We start from the raw sequence: 16,848 nt of genomic DNA, 5'->3' as shown, positions 1-16,848 counted from the left end.
TTTTAGTTCGATATGTTAAACTTAGGTAAAGTTTTTAGAATTAACAATACATAATGTTAAATAAGTGAAAAGATGATTAAACTGTGATAAAAAAACATCGAAAAGCCTGTATTTAAAAATGCCCCCAAAAGTATCTAAACTTTTGGGGGCCTCTTTTTATTAAAGCATCTTTTCTAAAACAATCACTAATAATATAGCGGCTGCAATCAATAGCGGCCTGAAAAATAACGGCTTTCGCTTTTTGAATACAAATGCACAAATTGTATACACCGCGATAAATGCGGATAGCAGGATGCATGCCGTGGAGATCTCTTCCGTGATCAGCAATGACAATGCCACAGGTATAAACAGCAGGCAGAGTGTAACAGGTATATCTTTGTATCGCTGTGCTTTGATCTGGCTGCGAAGGGAACGTATGTTAAGTATCATATTTAAATTTTAATATCATTGCCCGGTGCTAATTCGTAAGGTGCTTTGCCCTGTTCGAATATTTTTGCAGGCATAGTGCCTTCCAGGCGAATCTCATTTCCTTTGATGCGAATCCAGCTGCCCTCGCGCAGACCGATCACCGGAACAGATTGCTGGGTATGAAATTCGAGTATACGGGTTTCTCTTGTTTCGCCCATGTGTGGTACACCAGGAATTGGCTCCTGGTAGTGCGGATTTAAATTGTATGGCATTAAACCCATGGTCTGGAAACTGGGTGGATATACAATCGGCATATCGTTCGTGGTCTGCATATTTACACCACCAATATTGCTGCCGGCGCTTGCGCCAATGTAAGGAGTGCCTTTGGAGACCACTTCGCTGAGCAGGTCCATTAATTTGAGCGTATGCAGTTGTTTTACCAGTACAAAGGTATTGCCCCCACCGGTGAAGAAGCCTTTGGCCTCGCGGATAGCCTGTGCAGGATCGGCAAAGGTATGCAGACCTTTTACGTTAATGCCGATAGTGGCAAGAGCGGCAGTAGCCCGGGCTGTGTATTCATCATGCGAGATACCACCTGGACGGGCATAAGGGATAAAGACGATTTCGTCAATGCCGGCAAAGAGTTCCTGCATTACCGGAAGTAGGTACTGCAGGTATTTTTCGCCATAAAGTGTAGAAGTACTGGCCAGTACAACGTTTTTCATGAATATTGGTTTTGTATGATGCCAGCAAAGGTAAAATAAAAACGGCCTTAAAAGGAGGTTCCTTTTAAGGCCGTTTTTTATGTTCAATGAATCAGAATTTTAATGCAAAACTACCCAGCACCCTTGTAGGTGGTTGCGGTGTCAACCTCACAGACCAGGCTTTCTGGCTGGTTAAGTTATCGACCTTCACACCAATGCGGTACTTTGGTCGCTCGTAAAATACAGATGCATCCAGCATTACATAAGAAGGAATGGTAATCTTAGCCGTTTGTGTGTTTGTCTGATAAGACATATCACCACCATTACCACCAAAACCAATACCCAGTCCACTCAGTTTACCGCTGGAAATATGATAACTCGCCCAGAAGTTCCACATATTCGGAGGGCCAGACAATGCAGGTCTTAATCCCAGTGTAGCACTGTCTGATTTCGTATACTTACTATCGTTATAAGCATAACCTGCTACGATGTTCAGGCCGCGTACCGGGTTCACAGTAATCTCCGCTTCCAGCCCTTTGCTGCGCTGTGTACCATTCTGCTTGCTGTAACCATCATGCTCCAGGTCGGAAATAACTACATTCTTCACATGGATATCGTAGTAACTCAGTGTACCTACCAGCTTATGCTGCCATACATCTACTTTCACACCACCTTCCAGCTGGTTGCCTTCTTCTGGCTTGAATGCGTTACCAGCATAGTCAGTACCTGTTTCATGGAAGAAACCGTTCATATAGCTACCAAAGAGGGAAACCTTATCTTTCAATACTTCATACACCAGCCCCAGTTTGGGTGACAGGGCTGTCTGGTGATAATTGGTACCGGCAGCAGTGGTGTCGTATATAATGCTGTGCGTACCCTGTGCACGGTAGTAGTCTACACGGAGACTCACCATGGCCATCAGGTTATTAGTGATATTGAATACATCAGAAGCATACGCTGCATAACTGTTATCGCCATTGTTTTCGTTACGAATGGCGGTGCCGGTAGCTACTGCCACGAGAGAATCGACTTTTGATTTACTAAGGCGATAGCTGGCACCAGGATGCTGGAAATTAATAGTGGGGCCTGCTACAGTTGTCCTGTCAAAAGAGTTGCTGTTATTATAATAATCCAAACCTACGACCATGCGGTTGCGGAATTTACCGATATTGAAATCACCGATAAAGTTCTGCTGGATATCGGTAGCGATGAAGGTGGTATAACCACTGATTACACTGGCACGCAGGGTAGAATCGGTACGACCATTCAGCGCATTGATATAACCATTGATAGAAGAACGGGCACGGGATACCACGGTTTGAGAGGTCCAGTTTTCAGAGATTTTATAGTTGACCTGGGCGAAAATGTTCATCATCTGTGTACGGTAAGCCAGTTCATTGCCCAGGAAGAGCCTTTTGTAAGGGAACTTCATATCTGCAATAGACAGGTTTTTAGTGCCCCCTGTGTAAGGGTTGAAGCGCACTACAGAGGTGCCTTTTTCCTGGCCGAATTCAACATCCAGCAGGAGGGACAGGCGGTCGTTGATCTGGTACGAAAAACTGGGCGCCAGGCTCAGGTTATTGGTAAAGCCCATATCCTGGAAGCTCTTCTGGAAGGTGGTAGCACCATTCAGGCGAAAGAGCATTGTCTTCTCTTTATTGACCGGCGTATTGATATCTACGGTAAGACGGTTGTAGTTCCAGCTACCACCGGTGTAGGAAACCTCGCCTCCAAAACCGTTGAAAGGCTTCTTGGTAACACGGTTATACAAACCACCATAGCTGCTGGAAATATTAGTACCAAACAAGGTAGCAGACGGGCCTTTGATGGCTTCTACCCTTTCCAGGTTCACAGGATCGAGGGTGGCGAAGGCAGCACCGGCTACCCCGTTTCGTGCATTAGGTTCTGTTTCAAAACCACGCTGGCGGAAGGTGACACGCCCCTGGTTGGCTATCATGGGAATACCTGCACCGGGCACGTTTTTGGAAATGCTACCCAGGTCTACGGCCATCTGTTCTTCAATCAGTGCTTTTGGCACCACGTTGTATACCTGCGGATTCTCGAGGTTCTTGAGTGGCAGGCGGCTTACATAATAGCTTTCTTTCCGGGAAAACTTGTTGACATTACCAATCACACGCACTTCCTGCAGGGCGTGGATGTTTTCTTTTGGAAACTGGTAATCCAGTATGGCAGGGCGGCCAGGATTGACCTGGATATTAAATTCTTTTTGTGCAGCCCCGAGGAGCTGGATTCTGATGGTATAAGTACCGGGATTGATATCTTCTATTTTATAATTACCCTCGTTGTCAGTGAGGGTACCTTTGTTCAATTCAACGATAGAGACGGAGACAAGTTCAATAGGTTGGCCATCGAAGGCGGTAATGCGGCCGGTGATGGCACCGCCATGTTGTGCAAATAGTACAATTGGAAGACAAAATAGTATAAGTAATAGCGATGCCTTGAACATTCCTGACATGAAATAAATTTTCGCAAAGCTACAGTCAGGAATTGTGGAGTATTTACGCGATCGGGAAAGATTTAGAAAATGTTAAAATGCTGTATGGCAGGGCATTTGACGAATCAGGAAAAATAATAAGGGCTGCTTTTGGAGAAGCAGCCCTGAAATTGGTTTTCATACCAGTTGGTGAATTCCCGCTTTCATGAATGATTTATTTCATTTCAACACCTACGCTTACCCTTGTTTCATCGAGGAAGAGGTTCAGTGTTTTCGGCTTAGTACCTGCCGGCAGTCTGAACTTATTTTCTTCTGATGTCTTGGTAGATTCTGCATCAGCAGATACAGAATTGTAATTATCGTGGGTGATGTTCGTACCATTGTCCAGTGCGAGACGGAAATCGTTTGGATTCAGGAATACGCTGCTCTCGCCTACTTTATTCTTGTTGGTGAGCTCAATCTCGTAAGTGAGTTCTGTACCAGTTACTTTACCTTCATTGTCATACAGTTCTATCGCTTTACCGTTTTTCAATCTTACGAATGCTTCTTTCTTTTTGCCCAGGAAAGCGGTGTCTGGAGAGAAAGTTACAGTATAAGATTTAGGCTCATTGGCTGGGGTAGCGCTGCTGCTGTTTTCAGGGGCAGTAGTACTGGTAGTTGTATTCGCACTGCTATCAGCATTTGTAGGGGCGGTTTTGCTTTTGCAGGCTGCGAAAAAGATTGCGATTGAGAATACAGATGCCAGAATGGTTTTGTTCATTGTTTTATTTATTGGTTTAACAGTACAAATTTGGGTACAGCAAATGTATGAAATATTAAGTAATGTAAAAAAAGCTCCTGCCCAGGGAGCAGGAGCCTTTTTAGGCTAGCTTCTCTTGTGGAAACGAATATTGTAAGTGGCACCTATGCCGGCATACTGCAAGCTGCTTCCATTCTCTTCGCTCCTGAAAATGCCGTTATAAAATGCAAAAATATTCCAGCTATAATTATGATATCCTAACTGCGGTCTTACATATACCCCACCTGTTGCACCATCTACCCCTGTTACAAAGCTATACCCCACATCTGTACCAGCAAAGAATCCGCGACTCTCAGGATAGTACCTAACGAATAAGCCTAATGGAACTGTACCAAAATTATTGAAACCATCTTTGGGGAAGAAATGGTTATACCCCGTGGTCAAACCTAAACCCACGTGATTGGTAGACATCACCTGTCCTTTTAATTCAGCACCCAATGTAAAATTGCTCGTCTTTGAGAGGTTACCAAAAGGCACGCCTGCATTGACACCCAGCTTCAGCCATGAATTCCTGCTGGTTACTTCTTCCGGTTGCGATTGCGCAAATGTAACGGCTGACAGTGCTGTTAAGATCATTAATAAAACACCCTTTTTCATATGTCCCTCCTTGTTTTAAAATGTATAATTACAAACAAGGTGCCATTTCGGGTGCTGCTGGCTGACTGATGCCTGGGATCAGGCTTTCAGGTACTTGTTGGGATGCTTGTTTACAATATCGATATAGGCAGGATCGGAGGCCCCCATCTCTTTATAATTATCTCTGCCCTGTTGTAAAGTGAGATGATTTACAGAACTATATTTTGCAGGATCATCATTACCATCATCTTCCCAGTAGCAGTTAGGACATACATCATAACCACCGGGTTCTTCTACAGTACGATAACCACAACAAGGGCAGGGGTCGTAAATCAGTGGTTCACCATCTATCCCCACATCATGATGATATAATTCCCTGAGGTCTTGTTCTATATATTCATTGGTAACATTGAGTAAGCCGGACCTGAGATAATCGACAATATCATGATTATATTCAGGACCATCTACATGCGCATCTTCTATTTCATCATCTGCTTTGTCTGATTCAATTAATATTTCTGCTACGATGTCCTTTCTTTTTTCAGGATGCATAGTGATGAGTTTTTGCCAGGCCAGTAAGGTCATGGCATCTTCGCGGCTGATGATAATTTGATCGGGCATAACAACTATTTTTTATTAAACGTGGCAACAGAACGAATGTAATGGATAATTATATCCATGGGTAGTGAGGGGTTACATAAATTATTTATTCATATACATGTTATTACCCTTCAAGCCATTTTTGTAATGGCCTGTATTGAGTGAGCCATTTTCTTCATAATCTGTCTATATATTTCACAACAACACAATATTCATTTTCAACATCTTACATCCATTTTGGCGACTTTCTTTCTATATTTCCCACCCATTAATTGCCGGTTCCCCCCTTCTACCCTTTCTTTGAATTCCTCTAAATAACTATCAAAAATGAGAAAAACTGGTTCCCTTATGATGATGGTCCTCTTAGTGCACCATCTGTCACTCGCCCAAAGTGATGGGCTTCCACGAGGCGCTTACCAGCTGCCTTATACCCGTTATGAAGCTGACAATGCCACACTGGGTGGCGGTGCTGCTGTTCAATCCTCTCCGCAGTTCGTGCAAACAGACATTGCGTCTGAAGCTTCCGATCAGAAGTACGTGAGCTTGTCTGCGAACAACGCCAGTATTGAATGGACACTCACTGCTGCGGCACAGGGTGTGAATCTTCGCTTCACTATGCCGGACGATAATACCGGCAATGGTCTCAGTGGCTCACTGGGCCTGTATGTAAATGGTACGAAAGTGAAAGACATTGCCCTTTCTTCTTACTGGGCATACCAGTACTTTCCGGCCGCCGATCCGGTGCAGACACCGGGTGGCAAAACCTTTATGCGCTTTGACGAAGTGCACTTTAAACTACCCAATGCACTGCAGGCGGGCGACAAGATCATGATCAAAAAAGACAATGGCGACGGGCTCACGTATGGGGTCGATTTCATCGAGGTCGAACCTGTGCCGGCGGCATTGCCACAACCTGCCAACTACCTGTCCGTAACGGATTATGGCGCAGTGGCAAACGATCAGAATGATGATTTTGCGGCGTTTAATGCATGTATTGCCGCAGCCGTATCACAGGGCAGGAACGTGTACATTCCTGCGGGACGGTTTTTACTGAGCGATAAGCTCACGCTGAATGTAAGTAACCTGAAAATACTGGGTGCGGGTGTATGGTATACGGAAGTATATTTCTCTACAGACAAACAATTCTATGGCGGCATATATGCCCGCGCCAGCAATGTAGAGATTTCCAACTTCAGTTTGAATACACAGAACAATGACCGCCTCGTTTACAATGAAAGCAATCCACGCCTGCCCGGTGAAATGTACAAAACCTACAAGGGTTTTATGGGCACGTATGGTACCGGCTCCCGTGTGCATGATATATGGGTGGAACACTTTGAATGCGGGTTCTGGATTGCAGGTTATGATGCACCATATCCCGTAGATATCACAACTGACCTGCAGATTACGAAGTGCCGCATTCGCAACAACTATGCAGATGGTGTGAACTTTTGCCAGGGTACTTCCAACTCCATTGTAGAGCAGTGCAGCCTGCGCAACAACGGAGACGACGCCCTGGCTGTATGGCCAAACAATGCAGCAGGTGTGACTACCACCTGTAAGAATGACATCTTCAGGTACAATACCATAGAAGACAACTGGCGCGCGGGTAGCGCAGCGATCTTTGGCGGTACAGGGCATGAGATTCACCATAATTTAATTAAGGATGGTGTGGGCGGTTCTGCCATCCGGTTTACAAATGATTTCCCCGGGTTTACTTTTGTGTACCCCGGTGACGTGATCAAAGTGTATGAGAACACCATTACCGGTTGTGGTACCAGTTATGATCTGTGGAACCAGAAACGTGGGGCAATAGAGTTTTATGCCGGAACAGGTATTTTCAATTTACAGTTTGACAACAATACCATCCTGCGCTCACAGCGGGACGCCATTCAAATCTATGGCAATAATATCCATCACCTGGTATTCAATAATACGACTATCGACGGCACCGGTCTCGATCCGGTTACACGCGATGTAGCAGCAGATGTATATGGTGGTTTTGGACTGTATGTGCAGGCAGGTAGCCAGACGGCAACCTTCAATAACCTGACTGTCACAAATGCCGAATCCGGGGCTTATATTAACAAGAACACTTCTTTTCAGCTCATCATTCAGAATATAAATATCCCGGTCACAGGGGTAGCGATTAAACCAGCTCATGATACAACACTAACCACCGGGCAATCCCTGCAATTATCAGCGGATATCACACCTGTAGATGCTACAAATAAAGTAGTAACCTGGGTAAGCTCTGATAGTACAATCGCGAAAGTAGATGCTACCGGCAAGGTCACTGCTGTAGGTTATGGTACGGCTACTATCTCTGTTACGACTGCAAGTGGCAGTTTTACAGCTACGCGCAGGATTACCATTCTGCCGGGAATCAATATTGCAGCTACGCAACCAAATGCAGCAGAAGGCGGCAGTACGGGGGTATTCACCATCAGTACCGTAGCGCTGTCCAAAACTATTACAGTCCGATACAGTACCGGTGGTACAGCCAGTGCTGCTGACTATACGCCAACATTAAGCGGCAGTGTAACACTGACACCAACAGCACCATCTGCAACAATTACCATCACACCTGTAGATGACAACATTTTTGAAGGACCAGAAACGTTAAAGTTAACTTTACTAAAAGACAGTACTTATAATCTGGGTGGCGATACTGTGGCCGTAGTAACAATTGCAGACAATGAAAACCCACCTTGCGTAGCACCTGTGATTGCATGGCGGGCAGATAGCCTGAGTGCGCCTTCAAAGAGTATCAGCAATGTGGTATTAGGTAGCTTACCTGCCGATTATTCTGGTTCCTGGAAAGCATTGTATGATAATACAAATCTCTATCTGAAAATCACTATGAATGATGCCAGCAAGATCAATGACTCCGGTGATAGCTGGTGGGAGGATGATGCAGTAGAGATCTTTATTGACGGAGATAATAGTAAAGGCACTGCTTATGACGGCGTAAATGATTTCCAGCTAGGTTTCCGCTGGAATGATGCAGCCATTCATGTAGGCAGTAATTCTGTGAACCGTACTGCTGGCATTACTTTCAGGCAGACTGCCACCACCATGGATATTACAATTCCCTGGGCTACCATTGGCGTAACACCTGCAATAGGCAAAACAATCGGGCTGGATGTACAAATCGACGATGATGACAATGGAGGTACACGCGATGCACAGATGACGACATTCGCCACGACGACCACCGCGTTTCAAAACCCATCTGTATTTGGTACCGTATATCTCACTACCTGTAACAATGCCATCTTTGCAAATGCAGGTCCTGATCAGTCACTCCCGGCAGGGACCACGGGTACAACCTTATCCGGCAGTGGTTCCGGCGGTGTAACTTATGCCTGGTCACAGGTAAGCGGGCCGGCTACCACTATCAGCAATGCTGCCATTGCCGCGCCAACAGTATCCGGATTGAGCAATGGAAATACGTATGTATATCAACTGACCGTAAGCAATGGTGCACAAACAGCTACAGACCAGGTAGTGATTACAGTAGCCAATACTACTTCGGGCGTAGTGGTGAACCAGGGTACACCAGTGGTAGATGGTGTGCTGGAAAGCACCTGGAATTTGTCCCGGACCATTTCTAAAACCACTGTGGGCAGCGTGAATAATACCGCCACCTTTGGCCTGCTATGGGATGCAACGAACCTGTATGTAGGTGTAAAAGTGCTCGATGGTGCATTGTACAACGATACCCCTGATGCGTGGGATAATGATGCGGTAGAAGTGTTTATTAATGTCAACAATACAGTACGACAGTTTATTAAAACGTATAACAGTAGTAATACAGCCATCATTAATGGCGGGTATAGCGTAGAGTTTGCGATACCATGGTCACAACTGGGCATTACTCCTGCAGCAGGATTAGCAATAGGATTTGATGTGGGGTATGATGATGATGACAATGGTGGTGCCCGTGATGGACAGGCAGTGTGGTATGGAACAGTAGATGATTACCAGAGCACGGCCAATTATGGCACGATAGTACTGAATGCTTCGACTGCAGCCAAAACAGCGGAATTTTCAATAACTCCCAACCCGGCTATGAATGGTCAAACGAAATTAACCACTTCCGGCGCAGGTTACATCGTCATCTACGACATGAGCGGCAAACAGGTATATGGTGCAAAAGCACAATCAACATTGAATTTACGACTACAACACCTGCCCAAAGGAATGTATATTGTAAAATATGTAAATGGAGAAATAATGCAAACGAAACCACTACTTATTCAATAAGTTTAAAAAAGACCCGCGCTTACTGCGGGTCTTTTTTATCTAGTCTTATTATTAACCCTTCGTCGCCATCCAAACTAATAGTATCGCTCAAATGCATGCCTTCTGATTCAGGTATCGTAGCTATTTCCACACTGCCGGAAAAACTAAAATTGGGGGGCCTGAAATAACAGGGCAGGTGCGTGAGGTTTAATACAATTAAAAAACAATCTGCATTTTCTGTTTCTCTTATATATGCCAGCATCTGGTTATCTGCAAATACAGGTACATATCTTCCTGCCGCCAATGCCGGTTCATTTGTTCGCAATGTGATCAACCGCTTGTACAGTGTCAACATAGAGTAGATATCCTGCTGCTGCATCTCTACATTGTCCCTGTGAAAGATCTTCGATAACCGCAGCCAGGGCTTGCCTTCTGTAAATCCCGCATGTACGGAATTATCCCATTGCATGGGTGTACGCGATGGATCCCTGCTCAGGTTCTTATCCGGCATATTCAATCCCTGGGGATCTACTACCTCATTGAATGGGATTGCCACATTGCGCATCGCTATTTCATCGCCATAGTAAATCGTGGGTGTACCACGCAGTGTTAGTAACAGCATGGCTGCTACCCGTGCCTGCTGCGCACCTACCCTGCTTGCAATTCTATGCTGGTCATGATTGCTCAATACCCAGTTTGGCCAGCCGTTTTCAGGCAATGCCCCTTCGTACTGATCGATGGCTGTAGAGATCTGCAATGCCTGCCAGGGTAGTGTAAGCAACTGAAAATTGAAGGGTAAATGCGCACCGTTGTTATCAATTCCATAATAAGTCACTAACTGATGTATGGGCAGGTAAATTTCCCCGATCATCACTCTTTCATCATCAATCTCCTCCATCACTGCGCGCATTTTATGTACCAGGTCATGCACCTCCGGCTGGTCTGTAGAATATACGGGCAGTAACTGCGCGTAAGTACTCATGTGTGGCTCATAATCCGGATCAGGTGGGTTGTTGCGGAGCTGTGCATCTTTAATCATATGCCACATCACATCTACCCTGAACCCATCCACACCTTTCTTCAGCCAGAACCGCATCACATCAAATATTGCTTTTTGTACTTCGGGGTTACGCCAGTTCAGATCAGGCTGTTCTTTTAAAAAGGCATGGTAATAATATTGCTGGGTATGGTGATCCCACTCCCATGCAATACCGCCAAACATGCTTAGCCAGTTGTTCGGCGCACCCCCATCCGGCAAGGGATCATGCCAGATGTACCAGTCCCGCCTGGGGTTATCCCTGCTGGAGCGCGACTCCTGGAACCAGGGGTGCTGATCTGATGAATGATTGGGTACCAGGTCCAGCAGCAACTTCATACCCCGCCTGTGTACTTCTGCAAGCAGTGTATCGAAGTCTGCCATGTTGCCAAACAATGGATGAATACCTGTATAATCGGAGATATCATAACCAAAATCTGCCATAGGCGAAGGATAGATGGGAGAAAGCCATACGGCGTTTATACCCAGCCAGTGCAGGTAATCCAGTCTTTGCAGTATCCCCTTCAGGTCTCCCACTCCATCGCCATTGCTATCCTGGAAACTGCGGGGATATACCTGGTAGATAATGCCTGTCTGCCACCATTTTTTTTCCATAATGCCCGGTTTTAGGTTCACATGATGGACACAACATGTTTGCCAAACTGTAACACGGCATAATCTTTTCATATAACTACGATATGAAAAAGACAGGGGCTTTTTACGGGCAGACTAATACCTGTACTTTTTGCGTATGGGCACCAGAAAAGGAGCAGGTTACACTTCATCTTATCACCCCGGATGACAGGTCCATCGCAATGACCAGGGATGAGGAAGGATATTTTACTGCTACGGTAGAAAATATTCCGCCGGGCGCTACCTATTTTTATCATATCGATGGCCGGGATTTACCTGATCCCGCTTCGGGCTGGCAGCCACAAGACGTCTTTGGTCCCTCTGCGGTGGTGGATCATAATGCTTACCAGTGGCAGGATCAGCAATGGCATGGCATTCCTTTTAAGGATTTAATTCTATATGAATTGCATGTGGGCACTTTTTCACCAGCAGGCACATTTGAGGGGATTATTCCCTTCCTGGACGACCTGGCAGAGACAGGTATCAATGCGCTGGAACTGATGCCGGTGGCACAGTTTCCCGGAGAGCGGAACTGGGGCTATGATGGTGTATATCAGTACGCAGTGCACCATTCTTATGGCGGACCGGAAGGATTGAAAAAACTGGTGGATGCATGTCATCAAAAGGGCATAGCGGTATTTTTGGATGTGGTGTATAACCACCTGGGGGGAGAAGGCAACTATTTCCATCATTTTGGGCCTTATTTTTCGAAGATCTATTCTATACCCTGGGGTAAGGCTATAAATTTCGATGAAGCTTATTCTGACGGTCCTAAAGGGTATTTTGCGAATAATGTAATTCATTGGTTGCAGCAGTATCATATCGATGGGTTAAGACTGGATGCCGTGCATTGTATTTTTGATAATAGTGCAGTGAATTTGTGGGAAGTGATACAAGATAAAATCTCCGCATTGTCGGCGACCACCGGCCGGAACTACTACCTCATTGGCGAAAGTGATCTGAATTCACCCAATATACTGAAGCAACCCCGTGATGGAGGTATGGGACTGGATGCGCAGTGGCTGGACGACTTTCACCACATCCTGTATGTATTGCTGGATAAGGCAGGACAATCCAGGTATGCGGATTTTAATAAACTGGAACAGTTAGCAAAAGCATATAAGGACGGATTCGTTCATACGGGGGAATATGTGCAGTATAGAAAGCGCCGCTATGGCCGAAGTTCAGCAGGGATTACAGGGGAACATTTCATCGTGTTTAACCAGAACCATGATCAGATCGGGAACAGGGTAAAAGGCGAAAGGCTGTCGGTATTGATTGACCAGGGAAGACTGAAAGTGGCAGCAGCAGCAATATTTTTATCACCTTATGTACCCATGTTGTTTATGGGTGAGGAATATGGGGAAGATAACCCGTTTTTCTTCTTTGTAAGTTATAAGGAAGAGGAACGTATTAAAGCGATCCGGCAGGGACGAAAAAAAGAATTTGCGTCTTTTTTGAAAGCAGGCGAAACGTTTCCCGATCCACAATCTGAGGAAACATTTATTCAGTCGCAGCTGGATTGGGAAAAAAGAAAGCGGGGAAAGTATAAAGAGCTGTTAGAATGGCATAAGGCGTTGATACAATTACGGCGTGAAAATGAGATTTTGCAGAATACGTGCAAGGATGATTTGTTTGTGCAACTGATCGGAGAAAAGGGGTATGTGTTGCACAGGCAGAGCAGGAATGGAATGGAGCATCTGTTGTGTTTATTTAATCTCTCGGATGAGGTATTAGCATATGAGATGCCCACATTTAAAGAGGAATGGGTTAAAATATTAGATTCCGGCGCCCACGAACAAAATTTAAACATAAACCAGGTTTGCTATTTACAACCTGCCAGTATTGTTATTTACGGATAAAACGCTTTTGCCATAGGCAAAAGCGTTTTATCCGGGATTTTTAAAAGAGTTCTCCCTGTACATTTCCACTTCCATCATCCGGTTCTTCTTCCTCACTCGCCAGCTCTGCACTAATCAAATCATCACCTGCGATCCTTGTACCTACCGTTTTCCAACCGGTTACTTCCACAAACTCCGCCAGGTCAATTTCTTCTTCCTCCGGATTGCGTTTCTTACCTGTCTTCAACAAAATTACCGGTTCAGAATGCGTGGTGATCATCTCGAGATAATTGCCCTGGCCTTCCTTAATAAACAGGAACTTATTATTCAGCGTTTGTGTTTCAATCTTGAACCGCTTCGCATTGAATTGCTTCTTATCTGCATCAAAGTAAATCGCCGACACGATCTTCTCCGGGTTGAACTTCTCGATATACACCAGTTCATTCGGATCGTACCTGTTCGTCAATTCAAAATTAGTCAGCTCGTAAGTACCATTCTTAAATGCTACAAATACTTTGTCATCTCCTTCAAATGAACCAATGTACACACCTCTCTCCTCCGTATTCAATCTGCCTACCTGGTCGTCATACCAGAGCTTCTGCCCTGCTAATGTAGACACACCAGCTTCTTTGAACTTCACTGCACGGATCGGGTACTTTGTAACCTGGTTACCCATGGAGTTACGGCCTTTGATGGCAATCGTTTCAAAGAACAGGTCGAACTCCTTGTTCCTCGCCGCACAGTTCGGGCTCAGGCGGATGGTCACCACTTCTGCCTCTCCATTTGGATTGGCGGTGAAGTAATGTACTTTGGAGTTTTTCTCTCCTTTCGTAGTCAGGTCGTATTCTTTATTCAGGGTAATACCGGTTACATTGAAGCGTTTCGCATAGCTGATACCCGTCTTACCATCTACATAGATCATGTTGTAAGTAGTACGCTCATCGCCCTTACGGAAGATATCAATATGAATAATATCCTTACCTACAAAGGTTTTGTCCGCTACCTTGGTCACCAGCATCTTGCCATCCTTACGGAAAATAATGAGGTTGTCGAGGTCAGAACAATCTGCGATGAATTCGTCCTTTTTAAGCGAAGTACCTACGAAACCTTCTGCACGATTCACATAGATCTTGGTATTGGCCATCGCCACCTGCTGTACCTGTATGGTATCGAAGGTTTTAATTTCGGTGATGCGCTCACGGCCTTTACCATATTTCTTTTGCAGACCTTCGTAGTAAGATACGGTGAAGTCTACCAGGTTCGCCAGGTCGTGTTTTACCTGTTTAATATCGGCATCGATCGCTTTGATCTGCTCATTCAGCTCATTGATATCCAGGCGGTAGATGCGGCGTACTGGTTTCTCAGTCAGTTTCACGATATCTTCGCGCAGGATGTCCCTTTTCAGGTTCTTCTTATAAGGTACAAAGCGCTTGTCGATGGCAGCGATCACGGCATCCCAGTCCTTATGTTTTTCTTCCAGCTCCTTATAGATCTGCTTTTCGAAGAAGATCTTTTCCAGGGAGGTGTAGTGCCATTTTTCCTGCAGTTCACCCAGCCTGATTTCCAGCTCACGTTTCAGCAGGTCTTTTGTAAACTCCGCGGAGTATCTCAACAGTTCTGATACGGTGATGAAGCGGGGTTTATCTTCTACAATCACGCAGGCATTGGGAGATATAGAGATCTCACAGTCGGTGAATGCATACAGTGCATCAATGGTGATATCAGGAGAAATACCCGGTGCCAGCTGTACCTCAATTTCAACATCTTTTGCAGTATTATCTACCACTTTCTTGATCTTGATCTTGCCGGTATCGTTCGCCTTTACGATGGATTCCATCAGGGCGGTTGTGGTCACTCCATAAGGTACGTCTTTGATAAGGAGGGTCTTTTTGTCTTTCTCTTCGATGTGGGCACGTACGCGTACTTTACCACCGCGCTTACCATCGTTGTAGTTAGCCACATCGATCATACCGCCGGTCATGAAGTCGGGATACAACTCGAACTTTCTGCCACGCAGGTATTTTATAGAAGCATCAATCAGTTCATTGAAGTTGTGCGGCAGTATTTTGGTAGACAAGCCTACAGCAATACCTTCAGCTCCCTGTGCCAGCAGCAGCGGGAACTTCATAGGCAGTGCCAGCGGCTCGTTTTTACGGCCGTCATAACTTACCTGCCAGGCTGTTGTCTTGGGATTGTAGGCTACATCCAGCGCAAATTTGGATAGGCGGGCCTCAATGTAACGGGGTGCCGCTGCATCGTCGCCGGTGCGCACATCGCCCCAGTTACCCTGTGTGTCGATCAACAGGTCTTTCTGCCCCAGGTTCACGACTGCATCGCCGATAGAGGCATCCCCATGCGGGTGATACTGCATGGTAGAACCGATGATGTTGGCCACTTTGTTAAAGCGTCCGTCATCCAGTTCCTTCATAGCATGCAAAATACGACGTTGTACTGGCTTTAATCCATCTTCCACGCTGGGTACAGCACGCTCCAATATTACATACGAAGCGTAATCCAGGAACCAGCTTTCATACATGCCCCCAATGTGGGCAATGTTATGTAAGGATTCGTCCGTTGGTTGTGTATTATCGATGTCGCTCATAATCTATTTGTTGATCATCTTTTCAAATTCATCTCTCCATATCCGCACGGAATCTTTGCGCACATCATCCATGGAGTTCATTTCTATAAAGCAACAGTCAGTATCGGCTACCAACTGATGCCATACCAGGATAGGTACTTCTATTCTGGCTGGTGCAATGGCCCTGATGGTCTGAATGCTGTCACCACCTAAAGGGCACCAGTGGATGCTGGCTTCCCCCGTCAGGAGGTATAGTATTTCAGGATTCTTGTGGGCGCTTTTGCCTTCGTGGTAATGCTGCCCGCTGCTGCTGCCAGCCTTGCGGTAGCAAAGAATCATTTCTCCTGTACGGTCACTGAACCATACGTGGTTACTCCCTCTGTCATCGGCACCTACCTGTTCTACCGGCGTTACTTTGATCATGATTATACCAGTTTAACCTCGAAGTCTTTGCTCGTTTTCAGTTCGCCTTTGCTTTCCAGTTTTCCCTGTTTTACGAGTTCTTTCACACGCCAGCCCAGGTATTGGTCCATGACAGGGTATTTCATTTTGCCAGTTACCTGGCTGATGACTTTATTTGCTTTCTGGAATTCTGCATTGCTCGCCGCCAGCAGGTCTTTATCATAAAAAGTAGCTGGTTCCCCTCTCAGTTTCTTTCCCCCCTCCAGCAGGCGGATGCCCGCGTTCTCGTTCATCAGGCGGCTCCATTCATCGCCATCCAGCTCGAACTCGGCCAGGGAAATAGCCCGTGCCAGTTTCTTTGCTTTCAGGAATTCTTTTGGAAGTATCTGGTGCAGGTGGGTAGGATAGAATACGCCTCCTTTTTCATTCAGGAAAGGCAGGTTATTGAGATAGATAATGAAGATACGGCCTGCAAAATCGTACAGCTGGCTCACCAGCCAGAAATAGCCGCTTACATCGCGGTCATTCTGTCCGGCCCAGATCCATACCTGGAGTTCAGGATCGG

Annotated in this window: 12 protein-coding genes; 2 read left to right on the top strand and 10 right to left on the bottom strand. The window is 45.7% G+C overall.

All coding sequences use genetic code 11. The features are described from left to right. Positions 1 to 159: 159 nt before the first annotated feature. The 6 genes from ABDW16_RS12875 to ABDW16_RS12850 form a co-directional block, all read right to left on the bottom strand. Complete coding sequence (locus ABDW16_RS12875; RefSeq protein ID WP_343670235.1) at positions 160 to 429, bottom strand: hypothetical protein; 270 nt, start codon at positions 427 to 429, stop codon at positions 160 to 162. 2 nt (positions 430 to 431) lie between these two features. Beyond that, positions 432 to 1,133 carry a dipeptidase PepE gene (gene pepE, locus ABDW16_RS12870; protein ID WP_343670233.1) on the bottom strand — a complete coding sequence of 234 codons (702 nt, stop codon included), beginning with the start codon at positions 1,131 to 1,133 and terminating at the stop codon, positions 432 to 434. A gap of 91 nt (positions 1,134 to 1,224) precedes the next feature. Beyond that, a complete protein-coding gene (locus ABDW16_RS12865; protein WP_343670231.1) occupies positions 1,225 to 3,588 on the bottom strand; it encodes a TonB-dependent receptor in 2,364 nt (787 codons plus the stop codon). Between the two features lie 193 nt (positions 3,589 to 3,781). Further along, positions 3,782 to 4,327, bottom strand: a complete 546-nt coding sequence (locus tag ABDW16_RS12860) for a hypothetical protein (RefSeq protein ID WP_343670229.1) — start codon at positions 4,325 to 4,327, stop codon at positions 3,782 to 3,784. A 105-nt stretch (positions 4,328 to 4,432) separates the two neighbouring features. Continuing rightward, positions 4,433 to 4,963: a hypothetical protein gene (locus ABDW16_RS12855; RefSeq protein WP_343670227.1), complete on the bottom strand. Its 531-nt coding sequence runs from the start codon at positions 4,961 to 4,963 to the stop codon at positions 4,433 to 4,435. 78 nt (positions 4,964 to 5,041) lie between these two features. Continuing rightward, positions 5,042 to 5,563: a CPCC family cysteine-rich protein gene (locus tag ABDW16_RS12850; RefSeq protein WP_343670226.1), complete on the bottom strand. Its 522-nt coding sequence runs from the start codon at positions 5,561 to 5,563 to the stop codon at positions 5,042 to 5,044. Positions 5,564 to 5,869: 306 nt separating this feature from the next. Here ABDW16_RS12850 and ABDW16_RS12845 point away from each other — a divergent pair, with 306 nt between their 5' ends. Beyond that, the gene (locus tag ABDW16_RS12845; RefSeq protein ID WP_343670225.1) at positions 5,870 to 9,811 is read left to right on the top strand and encodes a sugar-binding protein; all 3,942 of its coding nucleotides are present in this window, start codon (positions 5,870 to 5,872) and stop codon (positions 9,809 to 9,811) included. A 19-nt stretch (positions 9,812 to 9,830) separates the two neighbouring features. Here the strand turns inward: ABDW16_RS12845 and ABDW16_RS12840 are convergent, their stop codons facing one another. Beyond that, complete coding sequence (locus ABDW16_RS12840; RefSeq protein ID WP_343670224.1) at positions 9,831 to 11,441, bottom strand: alpha-amylase family glycosyl hydrolase; 1,611 nt, start codon at positions 11,439 to 11,441, stop codon at positions 9,831 to 9,833. Between the two features lie 83 nt (positions 11,442 to 11,524). On the opposite strand from ABDW16_RS12840, the gene treZ reads away from it, so the two are divergent. Next, the gene (gene treZ, locus ABDW16_RS12835; RefSeq protein ID WP_343670223.1) at positions 11,525 to 13,321 is read left to right on the top strand and encodes a malto-oligosyltrehalose trehalohydrolase; all 1,797 of its coding nucleotides are present in this window, start codon (positions 11,525 to 11,527) and stop codon (positions 13,319 to 13,321) included. Positions 13,322 to 13,361: 40 nt separating this feature from the next. On the opposite strand, the gene ABDW16_RS12830 is transcribed toward treZ, so the two are convergent. From ABDW16_RS12830 to ABDW16_RS12820, 3 genes are all read right to left on the bottom strand, one after another. Further along, positions 13,362 to 15,902, bottom strand: a complete 2,541-nt coding sequence (locus ABDW16_RS12830) for a DNA gyrase/topoisomerase IV subunit A (RefSeq protein WP_343670221.1) — start codon at positions 15,900 to 15,902, stop codon at positions 13,362 to 13,364. Positions 15,903 to 15,905: 3 nt separating this feature from the next. Beyond that, the gene (locus ABDW16_RS12825; protein WP_343670219.1) at positions 15,906 to 16,304 is read right to left on the bottom strand and encodes a hypothetical protein; all 399 of its coding nucleotides are present in this window, start codon (positions 16,302 to 16,304) and stop codon (positions 15,906 to 15,908) included. Between the two features lie 2 nt (positions 16,305 to 16,306). Next, positions 16,307 to 16,848: DUF3658 domain-containing protein (locus tag ABDW16_RS12820; protein WP_343670218.1), on the bottom strand; the 542-nt coding region annotated here is incomplete at its 5' end.

This window comes from Chitinophaga sp., assembly GCF_039596135.1.
Taxonomy (GTDB): Bacteria; Bacteroidota; Bacteroidia; order Chitinophagales; family Chitinophagaceae; genus Chitinophaga.
Note: the sequence above shows the minus strand (reverse complement) of the source record. Positions and strands in the feature narration are given on the sequence as shown.

Coding starts and splice junctions, on each gene's coding strand:
- ABDW16_RS12875 (WP_343670235.1), bottom strand. CDS start 429: ATGATACTTAACATACGTTCCCTTCGCAGCCAGATCAAAGCACAGCGA.
- pepE (WP_343670233.1), bottom strand. CDS start 1,133: ATGAAAAACGTTGTACTGGCCAGTACTTCTACACTTTATGGCGAAAAA.
- ABDW16_RS12865 (WP_343670231.1), bottom strand. CDS start 3,588: ATGTCAGGAATGTTCAAGGCATCGCTATTACTTATACTATTTTGTCTT.
- ABDW16_RS12860 (WP_343670229.1), bottom strand. CDS start 4,327: ATGAACAAAACCATTCTGGCATCTGTATTCTCAATCGCAATCTTTTTC.
- ABDW16_RS12855 (WP_343670227.1), bottom strand. CDS start 4,963: ATGAAAAAGGGTGTTTTATTAATGATCTTAACAGCACTGTCAGCCGTT.
- ABDW16_RS12850 (WP_343670226.1), bottom strand. CDS start 5,563: ATGCCCGATCAAATTATCATCAGCCGCGAAGATGCCATGACCTTACTG.
- ABDW16_RS12845 (WP_343670225.1), top strand. CDS start 5,870: ATGAGAAAAACTGGTTCCCTTATGATGATGGTCCTCTTAGTGCACCAT.
- ABDW16_RS12840 (WP_343670224.1), bottom strand. CDS start 11,441: ATGGAAAAAAAATGGTGGCAGACAGGCATTATCTACCAGGTATATCCC.
- treZ (WP_343670223.1), top strand. CDS start 11,525: ATGAAAAAGACAGGGGCTTTTTACGGGCAGACTAATACCTGTACTTTT.
- ABDW16_RS12830 (WP_343670221.1), bottom strand. CDS start 15,902: ATGAGCGACATCGATAATACACAACCAACGGACGAATCCTTACATAAC.
- ABDW16_RS12825 (WP_343670219.1), bottom strand. CDS start 16,304: ATGATCAAAGTAACGCCGGTAGAACAGGTAGGTGCCGATGACAGAGGG.